The sequence below is a fragment of the Streptomyces sp. NBC_00873 genome (assembly GCF_045207415.1).
Lineage (GTDB): Bacteria > Actinomycetota > Actinomycetes > Streptomycetales > Streptomycetaceae > Streptomyces.
Genome location: NZ_CP108803.1, coordinates 1,273,335 through 1,293,465, shown reverse-complemented (window position 1 = coordinate 1,293,465; position 20,131 = coordinate 1,273,335). Strand labels below are relative to the sequence as shown.

Here is a 20,131-nt window from a genome sequence, read left to right as displayed (position 1 = left end):
CCCTGTCGGCGGCGGGCTCACTCCGCCGTGAACGCCGCCCGCAGTTCTTCCTTGAGCGACCGCTGGAACGCGGTCACCAGCGCCTGCAGCACCATCGGCTGCATATGGGCCGACAGCGACTTCATCGCCGCCACCTGCTCCGGGTCCGACTCCCGCTCCCGGTACGGATTCCACACCTCGTCCCGGAACAGCCGCGTCAGCTCGTGCGCGGCGGAACGGGTGTGCTCCAGCAGCACCGTGCGGGCCGCGAGGATCGTCTCGTGCGCGATCGGTACGTCGAGCAGCTCGACGCCGAGACGCAGCAGCCCGGGATCGACCCGGTAGCTGCCGGCCGCCGCCCCCGCACGCTCCAGGACGCCCATCGCGGCCAGTCGGTCGATGTCCCCCTCGGCCAGTGCCCGTCCCGCCCGCCGCTCCAGCTCCGCCCGGGTCGCGTGCTCCGCCGAGTCCGGTGCCCAGGACGCCACCAGCGCCCGGTGGATGGCCAGGTCGTGCGCGCTCAGATCGGGCGGCAGCTGCTCCAGGTAGCGTTCGATCGCGGCGAGGGTCATGCCTTGGTGCTGAAGCTCCTCGATCAGCGCCAGCCGCGAGAGGTGCTCGTGCCCGTAGTGACCGACCCGGCGCGGTCCGATCACCGGCGGCGGCAGGAGCCCCCGCGTGCTGTAGAAACGCACGGTGCGTACGGTGACTCCGGCGCGCGCCGCCAGCTCGTCGACGGTGAGCGTCGGCTCCTCGGTCCCGGTCGCCATGTCTGCTCCTCGCTGCTGACCGCTGGGCACTGCTGTCCTCGGTCACGGCTGTACGTGGGCACGACCGCTTCCGTTGCGTCAATCCGGTTCAACAGTATTGCTGTCTCACCACTGTTGTGAAAGTGTCCGGCAGCATCGAAGCGCAGTCCGTGATCCGCGACAAGTACGGCGTGCTCATCGAGGCGCTGTACGGGGACGGCTGAACCCGGCCGGTTGTCACTGGCGGCTCCTACGCTGGTGTCATGCCTGAGATCATGTATGTACGGGGGGGACGCCACGGCGCCGCGGGGCAAGGGCGTCAAACTGATCGCGCATGTCTGCAACGACCTGGGCGGGTGGGGCAAGGGGTTCGTCCTCGCCGTCTCCCGCCGCTGGCCGGAACCGGAGGCCGCCTACCGGCGCTGGCACCGGGAGCGCGCGGGCAATGACTTCGGCCTGGGCGCGGCGCAGTTCGTCCGGGTGGGTCCCTATGTGTGGGTGGCGAACATGGTGGGGCAGCGGGGAATGCGTACGGGCAGCAAGGGGGTGCCCGTACGGTACGAGGCGATCGACACCGGGCTGGGCCTGGTCGCCGAACGGGCTGTCGAGCTGGGGGCGTCGGTTCATATGCCACGGATCGGTTGCGGTCTCGCGGGCGGCAGTTGGTCCCGGATCGAGCCGCTGATCGAGCAGCGGCTGGTGAGCCGGGGGATACCTGTGACGGTGTACGACTACGGGGAGGGGTCCGTCGCGCACCGTGGCTGAACGCTCGTCACCGGTGAACGGGTGCTCGCCGCAGTCATCTGTGCATGCGATCCGACAGCGCTCCGGAAGCCCGCGCCCTTCTGATCACCGGCACCGTCGGGTCGGGCAAGACCTCGGTGGCCGACGCCGCGGGCGATCTGCTCACCGGTGCCGGGGTGCCCAACGCCGTCTGGAGGGCCACCACCTGCCGGGCTGGATCCCGCCGCCCCTGCCGCTCGCCGGTTCGCCGGAGATCGCATACTGGAACACACATCAGCCGCGTACCGATCCGCACGCCCGCCGACTGCTGGGAGCGCCCGCATGAGCAGCGAAGAATCCCGGGGGAGCGCCCCGGAGCCGCCCCCGCCCGGCGGAGTGCTGTGGAGCCTCGCCGGGGATGTCCGCGCCCTGCTGATGCTGCCCGCGGCCCTCACCCTCCAGGTCGCGCACCCGGCGGTCGGCGCGGGCGTCGACGAGCACTCGGTGTTCCGTACGGACCCGTGGGGGCGCGGCGAACGGTCCCTGCGCTCGCTCCAGCTCTGGGTGTACGGGGGCGAGGAAGCAGCCGAGGAGGGGCGCAGGCTGCGGAAGTTGCATCGCACCATCCAGGGCACGGACAGCCGAGGGCGCCGCTATCACGCACTGTCACCGGAGAACTACGCGTGGGTGCACGCCACCGGCTTCCCCATCTACCGGCACGCCACGCGCTATCTCGTTCGCCACCTCACCGACGCGCAGGAACGGGCCCTGTACCGGGAATGGCTCCAGGTCGGCCGGGTCCTCGGCATCCACGACCGGGACATGCCGCAGTCGATCGAGGAGTTCTGGCCGTACTACCGCAAGGTGCTCGCCGACGAGATAGAGGCGACCGTCGTCGTCGAGGAGCTGGTCGCCACCGACCGGCCGGTACCGCCGCCGGACCGGGGTCCGCGGCCGGTCAGGCTGCTGATCAAGGCCCTGTGGCCGGTCCTGTTCCCGCCACTGGCCCGGTTCCGCAGGTTCATCACCATCGGGCTGATGCCACCGGACGCGCGCGAGGCGATCGGTCTGGAATGGACGGACGCGCAGGAGCGGAGGCTGCGGCGGTTCTGCGGTGTCATCCGGGCTGTGGTGCCCGTACTTCCTGAGCGGCTGCGCTATCTGCCGTACGCGCGCCGGGCCCGAGCCGCCCACCGGGTGCGGGGCGCCTGCTGAGCGCACTCGGGCCCACGGTGCTCAGCGGCTCGATGCGCCCACGGCGACTGCGGGCGCCTGCGGGTCGGCCGCGGCCGTACGGGCCCTTGTGCGGACAGGGGCGCTGGGGAAGCCGCTCCCCGCGGGCGAGCGCCCTGCGCGGGCCGCCACGGCCTCCGGCGTGGGTCGGACATCGCGAGCGGAATCGGGGCTCGGACCGGGCAGGGGACGCTCCTCGTGCGCACGGGAACCGGCCGCGAGCGCCCGGGGCCGGCGGACCGGCACGAACCCCGCCGACCTATCCGGCGCCGTCACCCCAGCCCGGGGGTGACGGCGCCGACAGTGCCCCGGTGGATCAGACCGACCGGCAATTGGGGGGGGGGGCGGCGTCGCGGGGCTGGGCACGCACATCTGCCGCGTTGTCGTCAATCACCATGTTCCCCGAGCTCTCGGCTTCGCTCGAGCAGGGGAGGCCCCATTCGCCATGGCTCAATCCTCCGCCTTGCGATGCACGCACCCCAGCCCCGCTCCTTCACCCACCCCCCAATTGCCGGCCGGTCTCAGTCCCGGTCATGGATCGTGTTCGTCGCGGCGATCTTCTTCCAGGAGGCGGGCTGCCCGGCGCTCCGCACGGTCCGTGCCGCGCTCGGCGCCGGAGCCTCCGGCCGCGACGGCTGGTACAGCCAGGTGTCGAAGAATCCGGCAAGCGGCGTGCCCGACACCCGCTCCGCGTACGTCACGAAGTCACTGACCTTCGCGTTCCCGTAGGCATGCTCGGCCGGCCAGCCCTTCAGCAGCGCGAAGAAGGTCTCGTCACCCAGCTTGTTCCGCAGCGCCTGGAGGGCCAGTGCCCCACGGTCGTAGACGGCCCCGTGGAACTGGTTGTCCGGACCCGGGTCTCCCGGCTTCACCGTCCAGAAAGCGTCGTCCGCCGGATGGAGGGCGTACGTGTAGTCCGCCAGTTCCTGCGCCGTTCCCTCGCCCTCCTTCTCCGACCACAGCCACTGGCTGTACCGGGCGAAGCCCTCATTGATCCAGATGTCCTTCCAGCCGTCGACGGACACGCTGTCGCCGTACCACTGGTGCGCCAGCTCATGGACGACCACCGAGACATTCGCGCCATTGGCGAACTGCTTCGGGCTGTAGAACGGCCGGGTCTGCGTCTCCAGAGCGAAACCACTGGTCACATTGGGCACGTAGCCGCCGAGCGCGTTGAACGGATACGGACCGAAGACATCCGTGAGCCACTCGGCGACCTCGGTGGTCCGCTCGATGCTGGCGCGCGCCGCCCCGTCGTTGTCGCCGAGGTCCTTGCTGTACGCGTTGAGGACCGGCAGCCCGTCCGCCGTCGTGTCCCTGGTGATGTCGAACCTGCCGATCGCGAGCGTCGCCAGATACGTGGCCTGCGGCTTGTTGGAGCGCCAGTTGAAGCGCGTCCAGCCGAGCCTCGAACTCTGCGACTGCAGCACGCCGTTGCTGATCGCCTGGGTCCCGTCCGGGACGGACACCGACACGTCGTACGTAGCCTTGTCCAACGGGTGGTCATTGCTGGGGAACCACCACACGGCCGACTCCGGCTCCTGCGCGGCCACACCGCCGTCCGGGGTACGGGCCCAGGCGGTCCAGCCGCCGATCTTCAGCTCGGACGGCTTCCCGGCGTACCGCACGACCACCGAGACGGCCCGGCCCTTCGCCAGGGTTCCGGTCGGCGTGATCTCCAGTTCCTGGGTTCCGCTCTTCGCGTACTGTGCCGTCTTCCCGTTCACCCGCACCTCGGAGACGTCGAGCCCGAAGTCGAGGTTGAAGCGCGAGAGGTCCTGGGTGGGGGTGGCGAGGATCGTCGCCGTGCCCTCCAGGAGATCGGTCGCCGGCTGATACTTCAGCCGCAGGTCGTAGTGGGACACGTCGTAGCCGCCGTTGCCACTGGCCGGGTAATAGGGGTCGCCGATACCCGGGGCGCCCGCGGTGCCTTGGGCGGCCGATGCCGGGATCGCCAGCAGCAGCAAGGCCGCGAGTGCGCTCGGGACGATGAGTCTGCGGTGCACGAATGCTCCAAGTCTTCGGGGCGGATGATCTTTCCGACCGTTCCTTCGGCACTATTCAGCATTCCCCGGCCTGGTCGTGTCCATGGCCACTCCTGTCACACGATCGCCATTCGGCCGACATGACACCTTGACTGCCTTTCCGTCACATCGGCGTGCGATCGCCCCCTGTCGCACAGGAGTTGACCGGGGTACCTTCCGCAGATGCCGATACGTGCGCGGGGCACCCGCTTGACGTACAGATCACTGGTGGTGGCGGCCTCGGCCGCCCTGATGACCGTCCTGCTCTCGCCGGCAGGTGCACAGGGCTCGAGCCCGCGGGAGAGCAGAGCCGTCTACTCGTACGGGAGCGCCGTCCGTGAGTCCGTCTGGGTGGACACGGGACTGGACGGCGACGGAAACGGGAAGAGCGACCGCGTCGCCGTCGACATCGTCCGGCCGCGCGAACCCGCACAACAGGGCCGCAAGATACCCGTGATCATGGACGCCAGTCCCTACTACTCGTGCTGCGGGCGGGGCAACGAGAGCCAGTTGAAGACATACGACACCAACGGCGACCCCGTCCAGTTCCCGCTCTACTACGACAACTACTTCGTCCCGCGCGGCTACGCCTTCGTCGCCGTGGATCTGGCCGGTACCAATCGCTCCGACGGCTGCGTCGACGTCGGCGGCCGCTCCGACATCCAGTCCGCGACAGCCGTCATCGACTGGCTGAACGGCCGGGCCCGCGGCTACACGACCCGCACCGGCACCGAACGCACCTCGGCAGGCTGGTCCAACGGCCGCACCGGCATGATCGGCAAGAGCTACGACGGCACCATCGCCAACGGTGTGGCGGCGACCGGTGTCGACGGGCTGCGGACCATCGTTCCGATCGGTTCCATCTCCTCCTGGTACGACTACTACTTCGCCCAGGGTGCCCCCCTCTACGACGGTGGTCCCGAATGGCTCTCCGACTATGTCGAGAGCCCCGAGGCGCGGGCGCGCTGCGCGGCCGTGCAGCAGAAGCTCGTCGACGAGGCGCCCCGTACCGGCGACTGGACGAATCTCTGGAGCGAGCGCGACTACGTGAAGGACGCCCGCAAGGTGAAGGCCAGCGTCTTTGCCGTGCACGGGATGCAGGACCTCAACGTCCGCACCAAGCACCTCGGTCAATGGTGGGACGCCCTTGCCGCGCAGGGTGTGGAGCGCAAGATCTGGCTCTCCCAGACCGGTCATGTCGACCCGTTCGACTACCGGCGCGCCGAGTGGGTCGACACGCTGCACCGCTGGTTCGACCACTACCTCCTCGGTTACGACAACGGCATCGACCACGCACCGATGGCCGACATCGAACGCCACCCCGACCAGTGGTCCACCGACAAGGTCTGGCCGCCGCGCACCACCGCCGCCACCACCGTGCGCCCCGGCACCGGCACCGAACCCGGTGTCGGTACCCTCACCCGGAGGACCGCCCGGCCCGGAGCCACCGAGACGTTCACCGACGACCCGAAGCAGAGCGAGACGGACTGGGCCGCCGACCTGGACCGGTCCACGGGCGCCAAGGCCGGGTTCCTCACCGCGCCGCTCGCCCACGACCTGCGGCTCTCCGGCTCGTCGAAGGTGACCGTCACCGCGACCCCGACCACCTCGACCGCCCATCTCTCGGCCGTCCTCGTCGATGTCGGCCCCGACACCATCCGGGACTACGGCGCGTCCGGCGAAGGCATCACCACCCTCATCGACCGCACCTGCTGGGGCGCGAGCACGGCCGGCGACAGCTCCTGCTTCAAGGAGACGACGGCCAGGACCGCCGCCGTCGACCGGACCGTCTTCAGTCGCGGCTGGGCCGACCTCGGTACGTACGCCTCCGCAGGCAAGGGCCGCCCGCTCACCCCGGGCAAGCGCTACACGATCACGGTCGATCTGGCCGCGAGCGATCACGTGGTGCCGGCCGGACACCGCCTAGCCCTGATCGTCGCGGGAACCGACCAGGACCTCATCGACCCGCCGGCCTCCACACCCACGCTCACCCTCGATCTGGCCCGCACGTCCGCGAAGCTGCCGTTCGTCGGCGGCGCCGCAGCGTTCGTACGCGCCACCGCGGGCCCCGCGCACGCGACAGCCACCCCCCACGCATCCCGTCCCGAAGGCGTGGCACCGCCGAGTCCCGCACACCGCATCCCGGGAGGCAGCCGCTCATGACACCCCGTATCCCGCTCGTCCGCAACCTCGCCATCGCCGTCGCCGCGACGACGCTGGCCGTCCCCCTGGCCGCCGCGCCGGCCGAGGCCGCGCACACCCCGCCCCGTACCGGCTTCGAAACCAGCAACGGGGCCCACTGGACCGGCCAGCCCGAGGAGCAGTCCTTCCTCGCCGCCGTCGACCGGGGCAGCGACCGGGTCTCCGTCGACCGGATCGGCACGACGAAACAGGGCCGCCCGCTCCAGCTCGTCCGCATCGGCAACCACGGTCCCGCGGCCACCACGGTCCTGCTCATCTGCAGTCAGCACGGCAACGAACCGTCCGGCCGCGAGGCGTGTCTGACCACCATTCGCGATCTCGCGTACGCCGACGACCGGGCGACCCGCACCTTCCTCTCGCACACCGATGTCCTCGTGGTGCCTACCGCCAACCCCGACGGGCGCGCCGCGAACACCCGGGGCAATTCCGACGGCGTCGACATCAACCGCGACCACATCGCCCTGCAGACCGCCGAGGCGCGCGCCATGGCAGCGCTCATCCGCGACCGGAAGCCTGAGGTGATCTACGACCTGCACGAGTACGGTGCCACCCCGCCGTACTACGACAAGGACCTGTTCGTCCTCTGGCCCCGCAACCTCAACGCCACCGACCGGGTGCACAACGAGTCGCAGACCCTGGCGGAACAGTACGTGCGGCCCACGGCCAAGGACGCCGGCTACAGCAGCGGTCTCTACGGGATCTGGACCGACCCGGTCACCGGAGACCCGATCAAGCAGACGGCGGGCGACGGACAGGAGCGCATCCTGCGCAACACCTCGGGCATCAAGCACGCGGTGGGCCTGCTCATCGAGTCCCGCGTCGATGCGCTCACCGACGCCGAGAAGTCCGACCCGGCCCTCAACAGCCGGCGCCGCGTCGACTCGCAACTCATCGCGCTCGACGGTCTGTTCCGCTTCACCGACGAACGACGCGGTCCCATCGGCGCCGCCACCGCGGCGTCCCGTGCGGCCGGGTACGCCGACCGGGGTCCCGTCTACCTCGGGGGCGCGGACAACGAACCGGCCGAACCCGTCGAGATTCTCCAGGACCCACCGTGCGGCTATCGCCTGAGCGCCGCACAGTTCGCCGACGTCAAGGACGAACTCGCCCTGCACGGCGTCACCTCCCGGACCGACGGTGACGGAGCGTACGTACCGTTGCGGCAGTCGGCCCGGAACCTGATTCCGCTCCTCCTGGACGAGCGGGCGACATATCACCTCACAAGCGGTCAAGCCGATACGGCTTGTTGATCCCATGAACATGTGATGCGTGTGGTGCTGCCTACGGAGAGCGAAACTCAGCTTCCGTGAAAGGTGCCACTCGTGTCGCAGGACGAACGGAGAACGGGCGGCTGGGGGGATCTGCCGGTCACGGCGGATCTGCCCGGCGACCCGACGCGAGACCGGTACCCCACGACCGACCGGGTGGTGTTCGAGATCCGCATCGGCCCAGGCCCGGGCCCGATCACGGACCACCGCGATCACCCGTCCGAGCCTGGAACGCCGTCCGACTGAGGCCTCGGCGCCCCGGCGCCCGCCGCCGGGCCGCGCGCGCCTCACGCTCCGCGGCCCGGTTCAGGACAGGAGATCGGCCGCCGCCCGCGCGCAGCCCAGGGCCACCGTCACCCCCGCACCCCCGTGCCCGTAGTTGTGCACCAACCGCCCGCCGCCCGGCAGCGGTTCGGCCTCGATCCGCACACCGGTGTCGCGTGCGGGACGCAGACCCACCAGGTGCCCGATGACCCGCGCCCCCGCGATCTCCGGCCGGATCCGGGCACACCGGGCCACGATCTCCTCGGCGGTACGGGGGTCGGGCACCGTGCTCCAGTCGTCCACCTCGGCCGTGCCGCCGAGAACCAGCCTCCCGGGCTGCGGGAAGAAGTACGTCGTCGCGTCCGAGGCAGGGTCCGCCTCGGTGAACCACTCCTCTATCCCCGGGTTCTCCACCAGCACCAGCTGACCGCGGACCGGGCGCACCCCGGCATCGGGGACCAGCTCGCGCGCCCCGAGACCGGTGCAGTTGACCACCGTCGACGCCTCGGCGGCGGCTTCGTCGAACGAGGTGACGGTACGCCGCTCGACGACGCCGCCGGCCGCCGCCAACTGCCGCTCCAGCCAGCGCAGATGCGCCGGCATGTCGATCAGCGGCAGCCGGACCCGCAGCCCCTCCGCGACCTCGCTCACGTGTTTCAACTGCCCTGCCCACGAACCGAGAGCGGCGAGCCGCTCGCCCCCGTGCAGACCGGAGACCAGCCGCACTCCCGTCTCGTCCGGGCGTCCGGCCAGCTCCTCGTATCTCCGGAGCGATGTCAGCGACCAGTCGCCGACCAGCTCCTCCGGCTCGATCCGGTACGGCCACCACAACGCCCCCGCCACCGCCGACGTCGTCGCCGCGGCCGGCTCCCGGGACCAGACCCGCACCCGGTGGCTGCGCTCGGCCAGCACCAGGGCCGTGGTCAGCCCGCTGATCCCACCACCCACCACGATCACGTCCGGCACGTCCGTCCTCCCCGTCACCTCTGCCCGTGTGTCGCTCATGGCCGGACGCTAACGGAAAGTCCTGGCCAGTGGGGCCCGGCGACGTCTGGTCCGGCTGACGGCGGCGGACGGCACGGCCGAGGTCGACGTCACCTCGGCCTGCCGGGTCAGCCTGGTCGCGTACCGCCTCGACCGGCTGTACCGCACCCACGCGCAGGAGGTCTTCGACGGCGTACTGGAGCTGGGGCAGCACCGAATTCCACTGGACGCACGGGCCGTCAAGGGACAACCCTTCATCGTGGCACGCACCACAGGGAGCGTGCTGGTGGCACCCGTGATCCACCACTGAGCACGGAGTCGATTGCCCCGGCGAGCCGCCAATCGCCGCACACGATGCCTCGAACACACCACCAGTCGTCCAGGAGGTCCGCCTCCGTGCCGCGATGAACGGCGACCTGGGCGGGCCCGCCCCCGCGATCCGCACCCGCACTCGCGCGGAACTGCGCCGCCCCCGGCGCCCCCGCCGGCTTCTCTGACACCCGTCGAGAGCGAAGCCGTCCGCCGATTAGGATCGACACCCTGATGACTGCCACCCTCGTCGCCAAGGACCTCGCCGCCGGACACGGCGACCGCACACTCTTCGCCGGACTCGACCTCGTCGTCGCACCCGGTGACGTGATCGGTCTCGTCGGAGTCAACGGAGCCGGAAAATCGTCCCTGCTCCGGCTGCTCGCCGGGCTCGACCGGCCGGAGGAGGGCGAGCTGCGGCTCTCCCCGCCCACCGCCACCGTGGGCCACCTCCCGCAGGAGCCGGAGCGCCGCCAGGACGAGACCGTGCGGGACTTCCTCGCCCGCCGGACCGGCGTCGCCGACGCCCAGACGGCGATGGACGCCGCCACCCAGGCCCTTGTCGACGGGGCACCGGGGGCGGACGACGCGTACTCCGAAACCCTCGAGCGCTGGCTGGCCCTCGGCGGCGCCGACCTCGACGAGCGCGCCGAGGAGGTCGCCGCCGACCTCGGTCTGACCGTCGGCCTCGACCTGCCGATGACCGCGCTCTCCGGCGGCCAGGCCGCCCGCGCCGGACTCGCCTCGCTGCTTCTGTCGCGGTACGACGTCTTCCTCCTCGACGAGCCCACCAACGATCTGGACTTGGACGGACTGGAGCGACTGGAGCGGTACGTCTCCGGACTGCGCGCCGGCACCGTCGTCATCAGCCACGACCGCGAGTTCCTGATGCGTACGGTCACCAAGGTCCTCGAACTCGATCTCGCCCAGCAGCAGATCAACCTCTACGGCGGTGGGTACGCGGCCTATCTGGAGGAGCGCGACCGGGCCCGCAGGCATGCCCGCGAGGAGTTCGAGGAGTATGCCGACAAGCGCTCCGCCCTCGAAGGCCGCGCCCAGATGCAGCGCGGCTGGATGGACAAGGGCGTCAAGAACGCCCGCCGCAAGGCCACCGACTCCGACAAGCTCGGCCGCAAGTTCCGCAGTGAAGCGAGCGAGAAGCAGGCCGCGAAGGCCCGGCAGACGCAGCGCATGATCGAACGGCTCGATGTCGTCGAGGAGCCGCGCAAGGAGTGGGAGCTGCGGATGGAGATCGCCACGGCCCCGCGCTCCGGATCGGTCGTCGCCACGCTCCGCGAGGCGCAGGTCGTGCGCGGCGACTTCGCGTTCGGGCCGGCGTCCCTGCAGATCGACTGGGCGGACCGGGTAGCGATCACCGGCGCCAACGGAGCCGGCAAGTCCACTCTCCTCGCGGCGCTGCTCGGCCGCCTGCCGCTGGACTCGGGCCATGCGACGCTCGGCTCGGGCGTGGTGGTGGGCGAGGTGGACCAGGCACGGAAGCTGTTCCACGGCTCGGAGACCTTGCTGGAGGCGTTCTGCGGAGCCGTCCCCGAGACTGAACCGGCCGAGGTCCGCACGCTGCTCGCCAAGTTCGGGCTGCGCGCGGACCATGTGATGCGGCCCGCCACGACCCTCTCCCCGGGCGAACGGACCCGGGCGGCCCTCGCCCTTCTCCAGGGCAAGGGCGTGAACCTCCTGGTCCTGGACGAGCCGACGAACCACCTCGACCTGCCCGCGATCGAACAGCTGGAGTCGGCGCTCGACTCGTACGCGGGGACGCTGCTGCTGGTCACGCACGACCGAAGGATGCTGGAGGCGGTGCGGACGACGCGGCGCGTCGAGGTGGCCGACGGCAAGGTGACCGAGGCCTGACCCACTGGGGCCCGAGCAGGCGAAAGACCGAGCCTGTCCGGCGATTGAGGACAAAAAAGGGTCCGGGGACGGAGCCCCCGATTCGGGAAGGGGCGGGTGGGGGACAGCCGCGCAGCGGACCGCCCTCACCCGCCCCCACCGTCAGCGCTTCCTTCCGCCCTGCTTCGGATCCGCCAGCCCCGCCCGCCGCAACGCATCCGCCATGGCGCTGTTCACCGGCGCCGGCGCCTGACGCGCAGAGCCGCCACCACCGCCACCGCGCCGGTTACGCTCCTGACCGCCCTGACCCTGGCCCTGCCGCTGCCGCGGCGGCCGACCGCCCTGGCCACCTTCCTGGCCGCCCCGCTCCCGCTTCGTCCCGCCGCCCTGCGACGACGACTGTCCCTCCGACGCCTCGTCGTCCAGCCGCAGCGTCAACGAGATCCGCTTCCGCGGAATGTCGACGTCCATCACCTTCACCTTCACGATGTCGCCCGGCTTCACGACATCCCGCGGATCCTTCACGAACGTCTTCGACATCGCCGACACGTGCACCAGACCGTCCTGGTGCACACCGACGTCCACGAACGCCCCGAACGCGGCGACATTCGTGACGACCCCCTCCAGCACCATCCCGGGGACCAGATCACCGATCTTCTCGACGCCCTCCTTGAAGGTGGCCGTCTTGAACGCGGGCCGCGGGTCGCGACCCGGCTTCTCCAGCTCCCTCAGGATGTCCGTGACCGTCGGCAGCCCGAATTTCTCGTCCACGAAGTCGTCCGCCCGCAGCGACCGCAGCACACCCGAGTTGCCGACCAGCGACGCGACATCCCCGCCCACCGTCTTCGCCATCCGCCGCACCACCGGGTACGCCTCCGGGTGCACGCTCGAGGCGTCGAGCGGGTCGTCTCCCCGGATCCGGAGGAAGCCCGCACACTGCTCGTACGCCTTCGGGCCCAGCCGCGCCACGTCCTTCAGCGCCTTCCGGGACCCGAACGGCCCGTTCGTGTCCCGGTGCGCGACGATGTTCTCGGCGAGACCGGAGCCGATGCCGGAGACCCGCGAGAGCAGCGGGGCCGACGCGGTGTTGACGTCGACACCGACGCCGTTCACACAGTCCTCGACGACCGCGTCCAGTGAGCGCGACAGCTTCACTTCGGACAGGTCGTGCTGGTACTGGCCGACACCGATCGACTTCGGGTCGATCTTCACGAGCTCGGCCAGCGGGTCCTGCAGACGCCGGGCGATCGACACCGCACCACGCAGCGACACGTCCATGTCGGGGAGTTCCTGCGAGGCGAAGGCGGAGGCCGAGTAGACCGAGGCACCCGCCTCGGACACCATCACCTTGGTGAGCTTCAGCTCCGGGTGCCTCTCGCACAGTTCACCCGCGAGCTTGTCCGTCTCGCGGGACGCCGTGCCGTTGCCGATCGCGATCAGATCGACGGAGTGCTCCTTCGCCAGCCGCTCCAGCTTGGCCAGGGACTCGTCCCACTTGTTCGCCGGGACGTGCGGGTAGATGACGTCCGTCGCGACGACCTTGCCGGTCGCGTCGACGACGGCGACCTTCACACCCGTACGGAAACCGGGGTCGAGCCCCAGCGTGGCGCGCGTCCCGGCCGGCGCGGCGAGCAGCAGGTCGCGCAGGTTCGACGCGAAGACCCGTACCGCCTCGTCCTCCGCCGCCGTCCGCAGCCGCAGCCGCAGATCGATCCCGAGGTGCACGAGGATCCGGGTCCGCCACGCCCACCGCACCGTGTCGCCGAGCCACTTGTCGCCCGGGCGGCCCCGGTCGGCCACGCCGAAACGGCGGGCGACCATGTTCTCGTACGGCGAAGGGCCCGGTGTCTCCGAGGGTTCGTCCGGCTCCAGGACCAGGTCGAGCACGTCCTCCTTCTCGCCCCGGAGCATCGCGAGGACCCGGTGCGAGGGCAGCGCGGTGAACGGCTCGGCGAAGTCGAAGTAGTCGGCGAACTTCGCGCCCGCCTCCTCCTTGCCGTCCCGCACCTTCGCGGCCAGCCGCCCGCGCGACCACATGCGCTCACGCAACTCGCCGATCAGGTCGGCGTCCTCCGAGAACCGCTCGGCGAGGATGGCACGGGCGCCCTCCAGAGCCGCGGCGGCGTCCGCGACGCCCTTGCCGGCGTCGACGAAGGCGGCGGCAGCGGCGAGCGGTTCGACGGACGGGTCGCCCAGCAGGCCGTCGGCCAGCGGTTCGAGCCCTGCCTCCCGGGCGATCTGCGCCTTCGTCCGCCGCTTCGGCTTGAACGGCAGATAGATGTCCTCGAGCCGCGCCTTGGTGTCGGCGGCTCGGATCTGCGCCTCCAGGGCCTCGTCGAGCTTGCCCTGTTCGCGTACGGAGTCGAGGATCGCCGTCCGCCGGTCCTCCAGTTCCCGCAGGTACCGCAACCGTTCCTCGAGCGTGCGCAGCTGCGCATCGTCGAGCATCTCGGTCGCTTCCTTGCGGTAGCGCGCGATGAACGGCACGGTCGACCCGCCGTCGAGCAGCTCTACGGCCGCCTTCACCTGCCGCTCGCGTACGCCGAGCTCCTCGGCGATCCTGCCTTCGATGGACGTCGTCACGGTTCTACCGACTCGCCTTCTCGTACTGGCTGTGCTGGGCTGTACTAGCTGTGCTTACCGGGGCGGAGCCCCTTCCGCCTGCATTGTGCCGGGTGGCCGGGCGCCGTGTCGCCCGACCACCCCACTTGTCCGCCGGTCGGCGGGTCGGCGGGATCAGCCCTTGCCCATCAGATCGGCCGGGAACGCACCCGCAGAAACCGCCGTGAGGAGGAATCCGCGCGCCAGCTCGGTGAGCCGCTCCACGCCCTCTGCTCCCAGATGCTCGTACGGTGCCAGATCCATCCGGTCCGTGGTGTCCTCCAGCTCCGCCCGCAGTGCGACGCCCGCCTCCGTCAACTCGCCCTCGCCGTCCAGGAGTCCGCGCCGGCGCAGCCGTTCGGTCGCGTCCTCCCAGTCCGTGCGGTGCCAGCCGCGGGTGGCGAGCACCCAGCGCGGGGACATTCCCTTTCCGGTCGCGGTGTGGCTGACCAGGGCCTCGATCGGGTCGAGACCGGCGGCGAGGAGTGCGGCGAGATGGCCGTCACCGCGGTGTTCGCGCAGCAGCGTCCCGGCGTGCCAGTACGCCAGGTGCGGCTGCTCCGGCACCGGCAGATCGGCGTGGGCGGCGTAGAGCGGCCGGGCGTGTCGCGTGCACGCCTCCGCGGCGCGCAGCGCCAGCTCCGCGGCCTCGGCCAGCTCGGGGGAGTCGATGATCTCCGGGCCGAGCAGCCGGCGCAGCGTCGTGTCCGCGGCCCGCAGCCGGGCGTCCAGGACCGCCTGTGGCGAGGCTACGGACCACACCGCGGGGAGGTGCCGGGCGACGAGTTCGTGGTTGAAGTTGTAGAAGGTGGCGGTGACCGCGCCTGGTCCGACGGCGCCGAGCGCCGCTCCGCGTGCGACGAAGTAGGCGGCGTTCGAGTCGTGGATGCCGAGCTCTCCGAGCTCCTTGCCGAGGTCGGGGGAGAAGTAGACCGTCGAGTGCAGCGGGTTGACGGCGTTGTGGCAGCGGCGTCCGGCGCGCGGCGGCAGAGTACTCATGCCCGCACGTTACCGACTGGTCGGTACGTCCCGTAACCCCGCGGCCGCACCCAATTTCGACCGGGACCGGCATGGCAGGAAAGGTGGGTTCTTCGTCATTGCAGCCATCGTCGCGGCCGCCCAGGATGGCAGACATGACGCAGCGATCCGTACTCGTCGTCCTCTTCGACGGTGTTCAGCCTCAATCCTCCGCCTTGCAGCTGCACGCACCCAGCCCCGCTCCTTCTCCCACCCCCCAATGGCCGGTCCCCCTTTGCTGACACGCCCTGCCCACGGGATGTGCGGCGGATCATGGCCGGTGCTCAGGTCGTCCAGGTGAAGCGCGGCGCCCGCCCCTCCAGGAAGGCGGCGACACCCTCCGCGGTGTCGCCGCTGCGGCGCGCCTGCTCCACCCAGTACGCGTCCCGGTCCTCCCGCCCCGTGGCGAACTCCTTCGCCGCCGCCTGTGTCAGCTGGGAGCGCGATGCCAGGATCCGTACGTACGCCTCCACCCTCTTGTCCAGCTCGCCGGCCGGCAGCACCTCGTCCACCAGCCCGGTCCGCAGCGCCCGTTCCGTGCCGATCAACTCGCCGGAGAACAGCAGATGCTTTGCCGCGGCCGGTCCGATCAGCGAGACCAGCCGCCGGGTCGACGAAGCGGCGTAGACGATCCCGAGCTTGGCCGGGGTGACGCCGAAGGAAGCGCCTTCCTCGGCGAACCGCAGATCGCAGGCGGCCGCCAGCTGGCTGCCGCCGCCCACGCAGTAGCCGCGCACCGCGGCGAGCGTCGGCCGGGGGAAGGCGGCCAGGGCCTCCTCGGCCGCCACCGCCAGCGCCTGCGGATCGTACGACGGCTCGCTCGCCCGGTCCCGCAGTGAGGAGATGTCCGCGCCCGCACAGAAGGTGTCCCCGGCGCCGGTCAGAACCAGGGCGCGCACGGCGCGGTCGGCGGCCGTCCGCTCCAGCAGTCCGGGCAGCGCCTGCCACATGGCGGCCGTCATGGCGTTGCGCTTGGCCGGGTTGCTGATCACGACGGTGGCGATGCCGTCCGCGACGGTGAGCTGCAGCTGCGGTTCCGTACGGTCCATGCGCCGGATGCTATCCGTCCCGTTCGAACCTATGATCAAGAAGGGGCCGAGAAGCTCACGCACAGTGAGGGGGTCAGATGCCCGGTCCCGAACTCCAGGGCAGGAAACTGAGCCGCAGCTGCTCTTCGACGGGCTGGGCCTGATCGCGATCGGGGTCGGTGGCCGCCGCATCGTCTCGCTGGTCTCGGACCAGATGGCGGCCGAGACACTGCCGGACAAGCCCTCAGAAGAAGATCAGAACCAGTCCAAGAACTGACGCTGTCATACTCATTCGAAAAAATTCTGTCGATAGAGGTCGACTTCTGTGCAGTAGCACGGCCCGGACCGACTACTCCCCGCACTCTGTACTTCGACGTGCAGTGACTGTCGAGTCGAGAGCGGGTGCGGGAACTATGGAGAGCCGCGGGAGTGTCCCCGCCAGGCCCGTATCGTACGAGGGAGTCTGGCGGTTCACCGCGCCGGCCGTCGACGTCTCCGTACCGCAGGCCCGGCACGCCGTACGCGATCTGCTGAACCGCCAGGGCGTGCCGATGGACGAAGGCATCGCCCAGGGCCTGCTGCTCATCGTCTCGGAGCTGGTCACCAACGCCGTGAAGCACGCCGCGCTGCTCTCCCCGGAGCTCGCCGTCGAGGTGGCCGTCGGTGCCGAATGGGTCAGAGTCTCCGTCGAGGACAACCACCCGTACCGGCCCACGGCGCTGGAGACGGACTATGCGCAGACGGGCGGGCGCGGGCTGCTGTTGGTCCGGGAGATCACGAACGAGGCAGGCGGCACCTGCGATGTCGAGCACACCGCCGGGGGCGGAAAGATCATCTGGGCTGCGCTGCCGCTGAACCCGTACCTCTGACCGCCCCCGCCCGTCCCGCGCCCGCCATTCGGTTCGCCGCTACCAGCCCGCGGACGGGCCGGTCAGCTCCCTGATCGCCGGGCGCGCGGCATCGAGCACCGTCATGAACCACGCCGAGAACGGTGCCTCGGCATGCCGCTTCGCCAGTTCGTCGGCGGTCACGAACGCTGTCTCACCGACCTCCTCCGGGTCCGGCTCCGGCTCCGCCTGCGCCATCCCGACGAAGAGGTGGTTGAACTCCTGCTCCACCAGGCCCGAGGCCGGGTCGGGGTGGTTGTAGCGGACGGTGCCCGCCTCGGCCAGCAGCGAGGGTGAGATCCCGAGCTCCTCGTACGTACGCCGGGCGGCGGCGGTGAAGGGTGCCTCGCCCGGGTACGGGTGGCCGCAGCAGGTGTTCGACCAGACACCGGGGGAGTGGTACTTGCCGAGCGCCCGGCGCTGCAGCAGCAGTCTGCCCTGCTCATCGAAGAGGAACACGGAGAACGCCCGGTGCAGTTGACCAGGTGCCTGGTGGGCGGCGAGCTTCTCCGCCGTGCCGATGGTGGTGCCGTTCTCGTCGACCAGTTCGAGCATGATCGCTTCTGCTGTGCCGTTCGACGAGCTGTTCGCCGCGGTGGCTGGTGTGGTCGGCATACCCATCCTTCGCTATGGTGCCCGGCCTTGTACGCCGGTCCCCTCGAGTCTGCTCAAGTCTGCCGTACAAAAGCGGCTTGTCCGTACTTCGGGTCCTGGCATGTCCGGTCCCGCCGCACCTGGTGGATGCGGCGGGACCGGACGGCACGTCAGATCCCGAATACCGCCGGATACTGGATCGTGCCCGTCGGCACGGGCAGGGAATCGTCGAGGACCAGAGCCATCATCGCCTCGTCCGGCATCTCGAAGCCCGCCCGGATCCCGTACCGTACTGCGCTGAACCGTCGTTCAGTGACAGAGTCTGGCCTCGTGCTCCGCGTGCCCGCTCGGCTCCAGCTGGAACGTGCAGTGCTCGACGTCGAAGTGGTCGCCGAGACAGCCCTGCAGCTCGTGCAGCAGCTTCTCGTGCCCCATCGAGTCGAGCAGCTCCTGCTGCACCACCACATGGGCGGAGAGCACCGGCATCCCCGAGGTGATGGTCCAGGCATGCAGGTCATGGACGTCCAGCACCCCGGGCAGGCCGGTGATGTGGGCCCGTACCTCGCCCATGTCGACGCCCTTGGGGGCCGCCTCCAGCAGCACATTGAGCGTCTCCCGGAGCAGCTTGACCGTACGGGGGACGATCATCAGGCCGATCAGCAGCGAGGCGATCGGGTCGGCGGCCTGCCAGCCGGTGGCCAGGATGATGCCGGCCGAGACCAGCACGGTGACCGAGCCGAGCGCGTCCGCGAGCACCTCCAGATAGGCGCCGCGCACATTGAGGCTGTCCTTCTGTCCGCGCATCAGCAGCGACAGGGAGACCATGTTGGCCACCAGGCCGACGAGGGCGAAGGCGATCGTCAGCCCGCCCCGGGTCTCGGCGGGCGTGATGAAGCGCTCGACCGCCTCGTAGAGCAGATAGCCGCCCACACCGAGCAGCAGCAGGCAGTTGGCCAGCGCGGCGAGGATCTCGGCCCGGGCGTAGCCGAAGGTTCGGTTGAGCCCGGCCGGCTTGTTGGCGAAGTGGATCGCCAGCAGCGCCATGCCGAGTCCCAGCGCATCGGTCGCCATATGGGCGGCGTCGGCGATCAGCGCGAGCGAGTCGGAGAGCAGACCACCGATGATCTCCACGACCATCACGGTGAGTGTGATGCACAGCGCGATCCGCAGCCGTCCCTTGTACGCGGCGGCCGCGGTGCCGGTGGGCGGCGGCCCGCCGTGCGAGTGCCCGTGATCGTGCCCAGCCCCCATGGGGACGCCTCCGGTCGTCTTGCGGAACCGGACCAGTATCGGCCCGAGAAGGCCAGTGAACTACGGGTAGGGGGTATCGGGCAACACGGCACTGAACACCGTTGTCATATGCCCTGACCTGCGGAAACGATTGCAGGTCAGGGCGGTGGAGTGGTCAGGCGCGGATCAGTTGGCGAGGGCCTCGGGGTGGCGCAGGCACCAGCCTTCCCAGGCGGACTCGAGCATCTCCCGCACCCCGCGCCGGGCCGTCCAGCCCAGCTCCTCGGACATCCGTGCGGCGGAGGCGACGGCCCTGGCCGCGTCGCCGGGCCGGGGCGGCTCGGTCTCCGGCTTGATCCGGTGGCCGGTGACCTCGCCCACCAGATCGGCGAGCTCGCGCACCGAGACGCCCTCGCCGCGGCCGATGTTCACGGTCAGGTCCCCGGGGTCGCCCTGCTCCGCCAGTCTGCGGGCCACCGCGAGATGCGCGTCGGCGAGATCGGCGACGTGGATGTAGTCACGGATGCAGGTCCCGTCCGGCGTCGGATAGTCGTCGCCGAAGATCCGGGGGGCCTCGCCGCGGGTCAGCCGGTCGAAGAACATCGGAATGACGTTGAAGACGCCGGTGTCCGAGAGTTCCGGCTCGGCCGCTCCCGCCACATTGAAGTAGCGCAGACAGCCGGTGGACAGCGAGTGCGCCCTCCCGGTCGCCCGGACCAGCCACTCCCCGGCGAGCTTGGTCTCACCGTACGGATTGATCGGGGCACAGGGAGTCTCCTCGGTGATGAGATCCACGTCCGGTACGCCGTACACCGCGGCCGAGGAGGAGAAGACGAAGTTCCGCACACCGGCCGCGACCACGGCCTCCAGCAGGACGGTCAGCCCCGACATGTTCTCCCGGTAGTAGAGCAGCGGCTTCTCGACGGACTCGCCGACCTGCTTCTTCGCTGCGAGATGCACCACACCGGTCACCGCGTGCCTGGCGAGCGTACGGTCGAGCAGCGCACGGTCGGCGGCCGAGCCGCAGATCAGCGGTACATCGGCCGGGAGCCGGTCGCGGATGCCGGTCGACAGGTCGTCGAGCACGACCACCCGCTCCCCGGCAGCCGCCATGGCCCGCACCACATGTGCCCCGATATATCCCGCTCCGCCTGTGATCATCCATGTCATACCCGTCAGCCTAGGTCT

15 protein-coding genes and 4 pseudogenes are annotated in these 20,131 nt (G+C 70.4%); 9 read left to right on the top strand and 10 right to left on the bottom strand.

Going from position 1 to position 20,131, the window contains the following annotated elements:
- Positions 1-17: 17 nt before the first annotated feature.
- The gene (locus OH809_RS06090) at positions 18-749 is read right to left on the bottom strand and encodes a MerR family transcriptional regulator (RefSeq protein ID WP_406423363.1); all 732 of its coding nucleotides are present in this window, start codon (positions 747-749) and stop codon (positions 18-20) included.
- A gap of 242 nt (positions 750-991) precedes the next feature.
- Between OH809_RS06090 and OH809_RS06085 the strand changes: the two are divergent.
- Both OH809_RS06085 and OH809_RS06080 read left to right on the top strand, forming a co-directional pair.
- Positions 992-1,493 (top strand): annotated as a pseudogene (locus tag OH809_RS06085) (macro domain-containing protein).
- Positions 1,494-1,793: 300 nt separating this feature from the next.
- A complete protein-coding gene (locus tag OH809_RS06080) occupies positions 1,794-2,666 on the top strand; it encodes an oxygenase MpaB family protein (RefSeq protein WP_406423364.1) in 873 nt (290 codons plus the stop codon).
- 539 nt (positions 2,667-3,205) lie between these two features.
- Here the strand turns inward: OH809_RS06080 and OH809_RS06075 are convergent.
- Entirely contained in the window at positions 3,206-4,690 is a 1,485-nt protein-coding gene (locus OH809_RS06075) for a M1 family metallopeptidase (RefSeq protein WP_406423365.1), read from the bottom strand.
- Between the two features lie 201 nt (positions 4,691-4,891).
- Between OH809_RS06075 and OH809_RS06070 the strand changes: the two genes are divergently transcribed.
- The 3 genes from OH809_RS06070 to OH809_RS06060 all read left to right on the top strand — a co-directional run bounded on the left by OH809_RS06070 (position 4,892) and on the right by OH809_RS06060 (position 8,424).
- Complete coding sequence (locus tag OH809_RS06070; protein ID WP_406423366.1) at positions 4,892-6,871, top strand: Xaa-Pro dipeptidyl-peptidase; 1,980 nt, start codon at positions 4,892-4,894, stop codon at positions 6,869-6,871.
- Entirely contained in the window at positions 6,868-8,160 is a 1,293-nt protein-coding gene (locus tag OH809_RS06065) for a M14 family metallocarboxypeptidase (RefSeq protein ID WP_406423367.1), read from the top strand. Before OH809_RS06070 ends, OH809_RS06065 begins: the two co-directional genes overlap by 4 nt.
- A 72-nt stretch (positions 8,161-8,232) precedes the next feature.
- Positions 8,233-8,424, top strand: a complete 192-nt coding sequence (locus tag OH809_RS06060) for a hypothetical protein (RefSeq protein WP_406514912.1) — start codon at positions 8,233-8,235, stop codon at positions 8,422-8,424.
- Positions 8,425-8,484: 60 nt separating this feature from the next.
- Here OH809_RS06060 and OH809_RS06055 read toward each other — a convergent pair whose 3' ends face one another.
- Positions 8,485-9,447: an FAD-dependent oxidoreductase gene (locus OH809_RS06055; protein WP_406514910.1), complete on the bottom strand. Its 963-nt coding sequence runs from the start codon at positions 9,445-9,447 to the stop codon at positions 8,485-8,487.
- 37 nt (positions 9,448-9,484) lie between these two features.
- On the opposite strand from OH809_RS06055, the pseudogene OH809_RS06050 reads away from it, so the two are divergent.
- Together OH809_RS06050 and OH809_RS06045 are read left to right on the top strand one after the other, a co-directional pair.
- Positions 9,485-9,736, top strand: a pseudogene (locus tag OH809_RS06050) (oxidoreductase); the annotation flags it as partial.
- Between the two features lie 233 nt (positions 9,737-9,969).
- Positions 9,970-11,607 (top strand): ABC-F family ATP-binding cassette domain-containing protein, encoded by a 1,638-nt coding sequence (locus OH809_RS06045; protein ID WP_406423370.1) that lies wholly within the window; start codon positions 9,970-9,972, stop codon positions 11,605-11,607.
- A 141-nt stretch (positions 11,608-11,748) separates the two neighbouring features.
- Here the strand turns inward: OH809_RS06045 and OH809_RS06040 are convergent, their stop codons facing one another.
- The 3 genes from OH809_RS06040 to OH809_RS06030 all read right to left on the bottom strand — a co-directional run bounded on the left by OH809_RS06040 (position 11,749) and on the right by OH809_RS06030 (position 16,253).
- A complete protein-coding gene (locus tag OH809_RS06040; protein WP_406514909.1) occupies positions 11,749-14,169 on the bottom strand; it encodes a Tex family protein in 2,421 nt (806 codons plus the stop codon).
- A 153-nt stretch (positions 14,170-14,322) separates the two neighbouring features.
- Positions 14,323-15,186 carry an SCO6745 family protein gene (locus tag OH809_RS06035; RefSeq protein WP_406514908.1) on the bottom strand — a complete coding sequence of 288 codons (864 nt, stop codon included), beginning with the start codon at positions 15,184-15,186 and terminating at the stop codon, positions 14,323-14,325.
- A 302-nt stretch (positions 15,187-15,488) separates the two neighbouring features.
- Positions 15,489-16,253 (bottom strand): enoyl-CoA hydratase/isomerase family protein, encoded by a 765-nt coding sequence (locus OH809_RS06030; RefSeq protein WP_406423373.1) that lies wholly within the window; start codon positions 16,251-16,253, stop codon positions 15,489-15,491.
- A gap of 118 nt (positions 16,254-16,371) precedes the next feature.
- On the opposite strand from OH809_RS06030, the pseudogene OH809_RS06025 reads away from it, so the two are divergent.
- Both OH809_RS06025 and OH809_RS06020 read left to right on the top strand, forming a co-directional pair.
- Positions 16,372-16,509 (top strand): annotated as a pseudogene (locus OH809_RS06025) (HdeD family acid-resistance protein); the annotation flags it as partial.
- Between the two features lie 136 nt (positions 16,510-16,645).
- Positions 16,646-17,101: an ATP-binding protein gene (locus OH809_RS06020; RefSeq protein ID WP_359109076.1), complete on the top strand. Its 456-nt coding sequence runs from the start codon at positions 16,646-16,648 to the stop codon at positions 17,099-17,101.
- 39 nt (positions 17,102-17,140) lie between these two features.
- Here OH809_RS06020 and idi read toward each other — a convergent pair whose 3' ends face one another.
- From idi to galE, 4 genes and pseudogenes are all read right to left on the bottom strand, one after another.
- Positions 17,141-17,734: an isopentenyl-diphosphate Delta-isomerase gene (gene idi / locus OH809_RS06015; RefSeq protein WP_406423374.1), complete on the bottom strand. Its 594-nt coding sequence runs from the start codon at positions 17,732-17,734 to the stop codon at positions 17,141-17,143.
- A gap of 149 nt (positions 17,735-17,883) precedes the next feature.
- Positions 17,884-18,009 (bottom strand): annotated as a pseudogene (locus OH809_RS06010) (GNAT family N-acetyltransferase); the annotation flags it as partial.
- Positions 18,010-18,022: 13 nt separating this feature from the next.
- Positions 18,023-18,964 carry a cation diffusion facilitator family transporter gene (locus OH809_RS06005; RefSeq protein WP_406423375.1) on the bottom strand — a complete coding sequence of 314 codons (942 nt, stop codon included), beginning with the start codon at positions 18,962-18,964 and terminating at the stop codon, positions 18,023-18,025.
- 165 nt (positions 18,965-19,129) lie between these two features.
- The gene (gene galE, locus OH809_RS06000; protein WP_406514907.1) at positions 19,130-20,113 is read right to left on the bottom strand and encodes a UDP-glucose 4-epimerase GalE; all 984 of its coding nucleotides are present in this window, start codon (positions 20,111-20,113) and stop codon (positions 19,130-19,132) included.
- Positions 20,114-20,131: the final 18 nt, after the last annotated feature.

What these genes read in the sequence shown, in the direction of transcription:
- OH809_RS06090 (WP_406423363.1), bottom strand. Translation starts at nt 749, where the DNA reads ATGGCGACCGGGACCGAGGAGCCGACGCTCACCGTCGACGAGCTGGCG.
- OH809_RS06045 (WP_406423370.1), top strand. Translation starts at nt 9,970, where the DNA reads ATGACTGCCACCCTCGTCGCCAAGGACCTCGCCGCCGGACACGGCGAC.
- idi (WP_406423374.1), bottom strand. Translation starts at nt 17,734, where the DNA reads ATGCCGACCACACCAGCCACCGCGGCGAACAGCTCGTCGAACGGCACA.
- OH809_RS06020 (WP_359109076.1), top strand. Translation starts at nt 16,646, where the DNA reads ATGGAGAGCCGCGGGAGTGTCCCCGCCAGGCCCGTATCGTACGAGGGA.
- OH809_RS06030 (WP_406423373.1), bottom strand. Translation starts at nt 16,253, where the DNA reads ATGGACCGTACGGAACCGCAGCTGCAGCTCACCGTCGCGGACGGCATC.
- OH809_RS06065 (WP_406423367.1), top strand. Translation starts at nt 6,868, where the DNA reads ATGACACCCCGTATCCCGCTCGTCCGCAACCTCGCCATCGCCGTCGCC.
- OH809_RS06070 (WP_406423366.1), top strand. Translation starts at nt 4,892, where the DNA reads ATGCCGATACGTGCGCGGGGCACCCGCTTGACGTACAGATCACTGGTG.
- OH809_RS06080 (WP_406423364.1), top strand. Translation starts at nt 1,794, where the DNA reads ATGAGCAGCGAAGAATCCCGGGGGAGCGCCCCGGAGCCGCCCCCGCCC.
- OH809_RS06005 (WP_406423375.1), bottom strand. Translation starts at nt 18,964, where the DNA reads ATGGGGGCTGGGCACGATCACGGGCACTCGCACGGCGGGCCGCCGCCC.
- OH809_RS06055 (WP_406514910.1), bottom strand. Translation starts at nt 9,447, where the DNA reads ATGAGCGACACACGGGCAGAGGTGACGGGGAGGACGGACGTGCCGGAC.
- galE (WP_406514907.1), bottom strand. Translation starts at nt 20,113, where the DNA reads ATGACATGGATGATCACAGGCGGAGCGGGATATATCGGGGCACATGTG.
- OH809_RS06035 (WP_406514908.1), bottom strand. Translation starts at nt 15,186, where the DNA reads ATGAGTACTCTGCCGCCGCGCGCCGGACGCCGCTGCCACAACGCCGTC.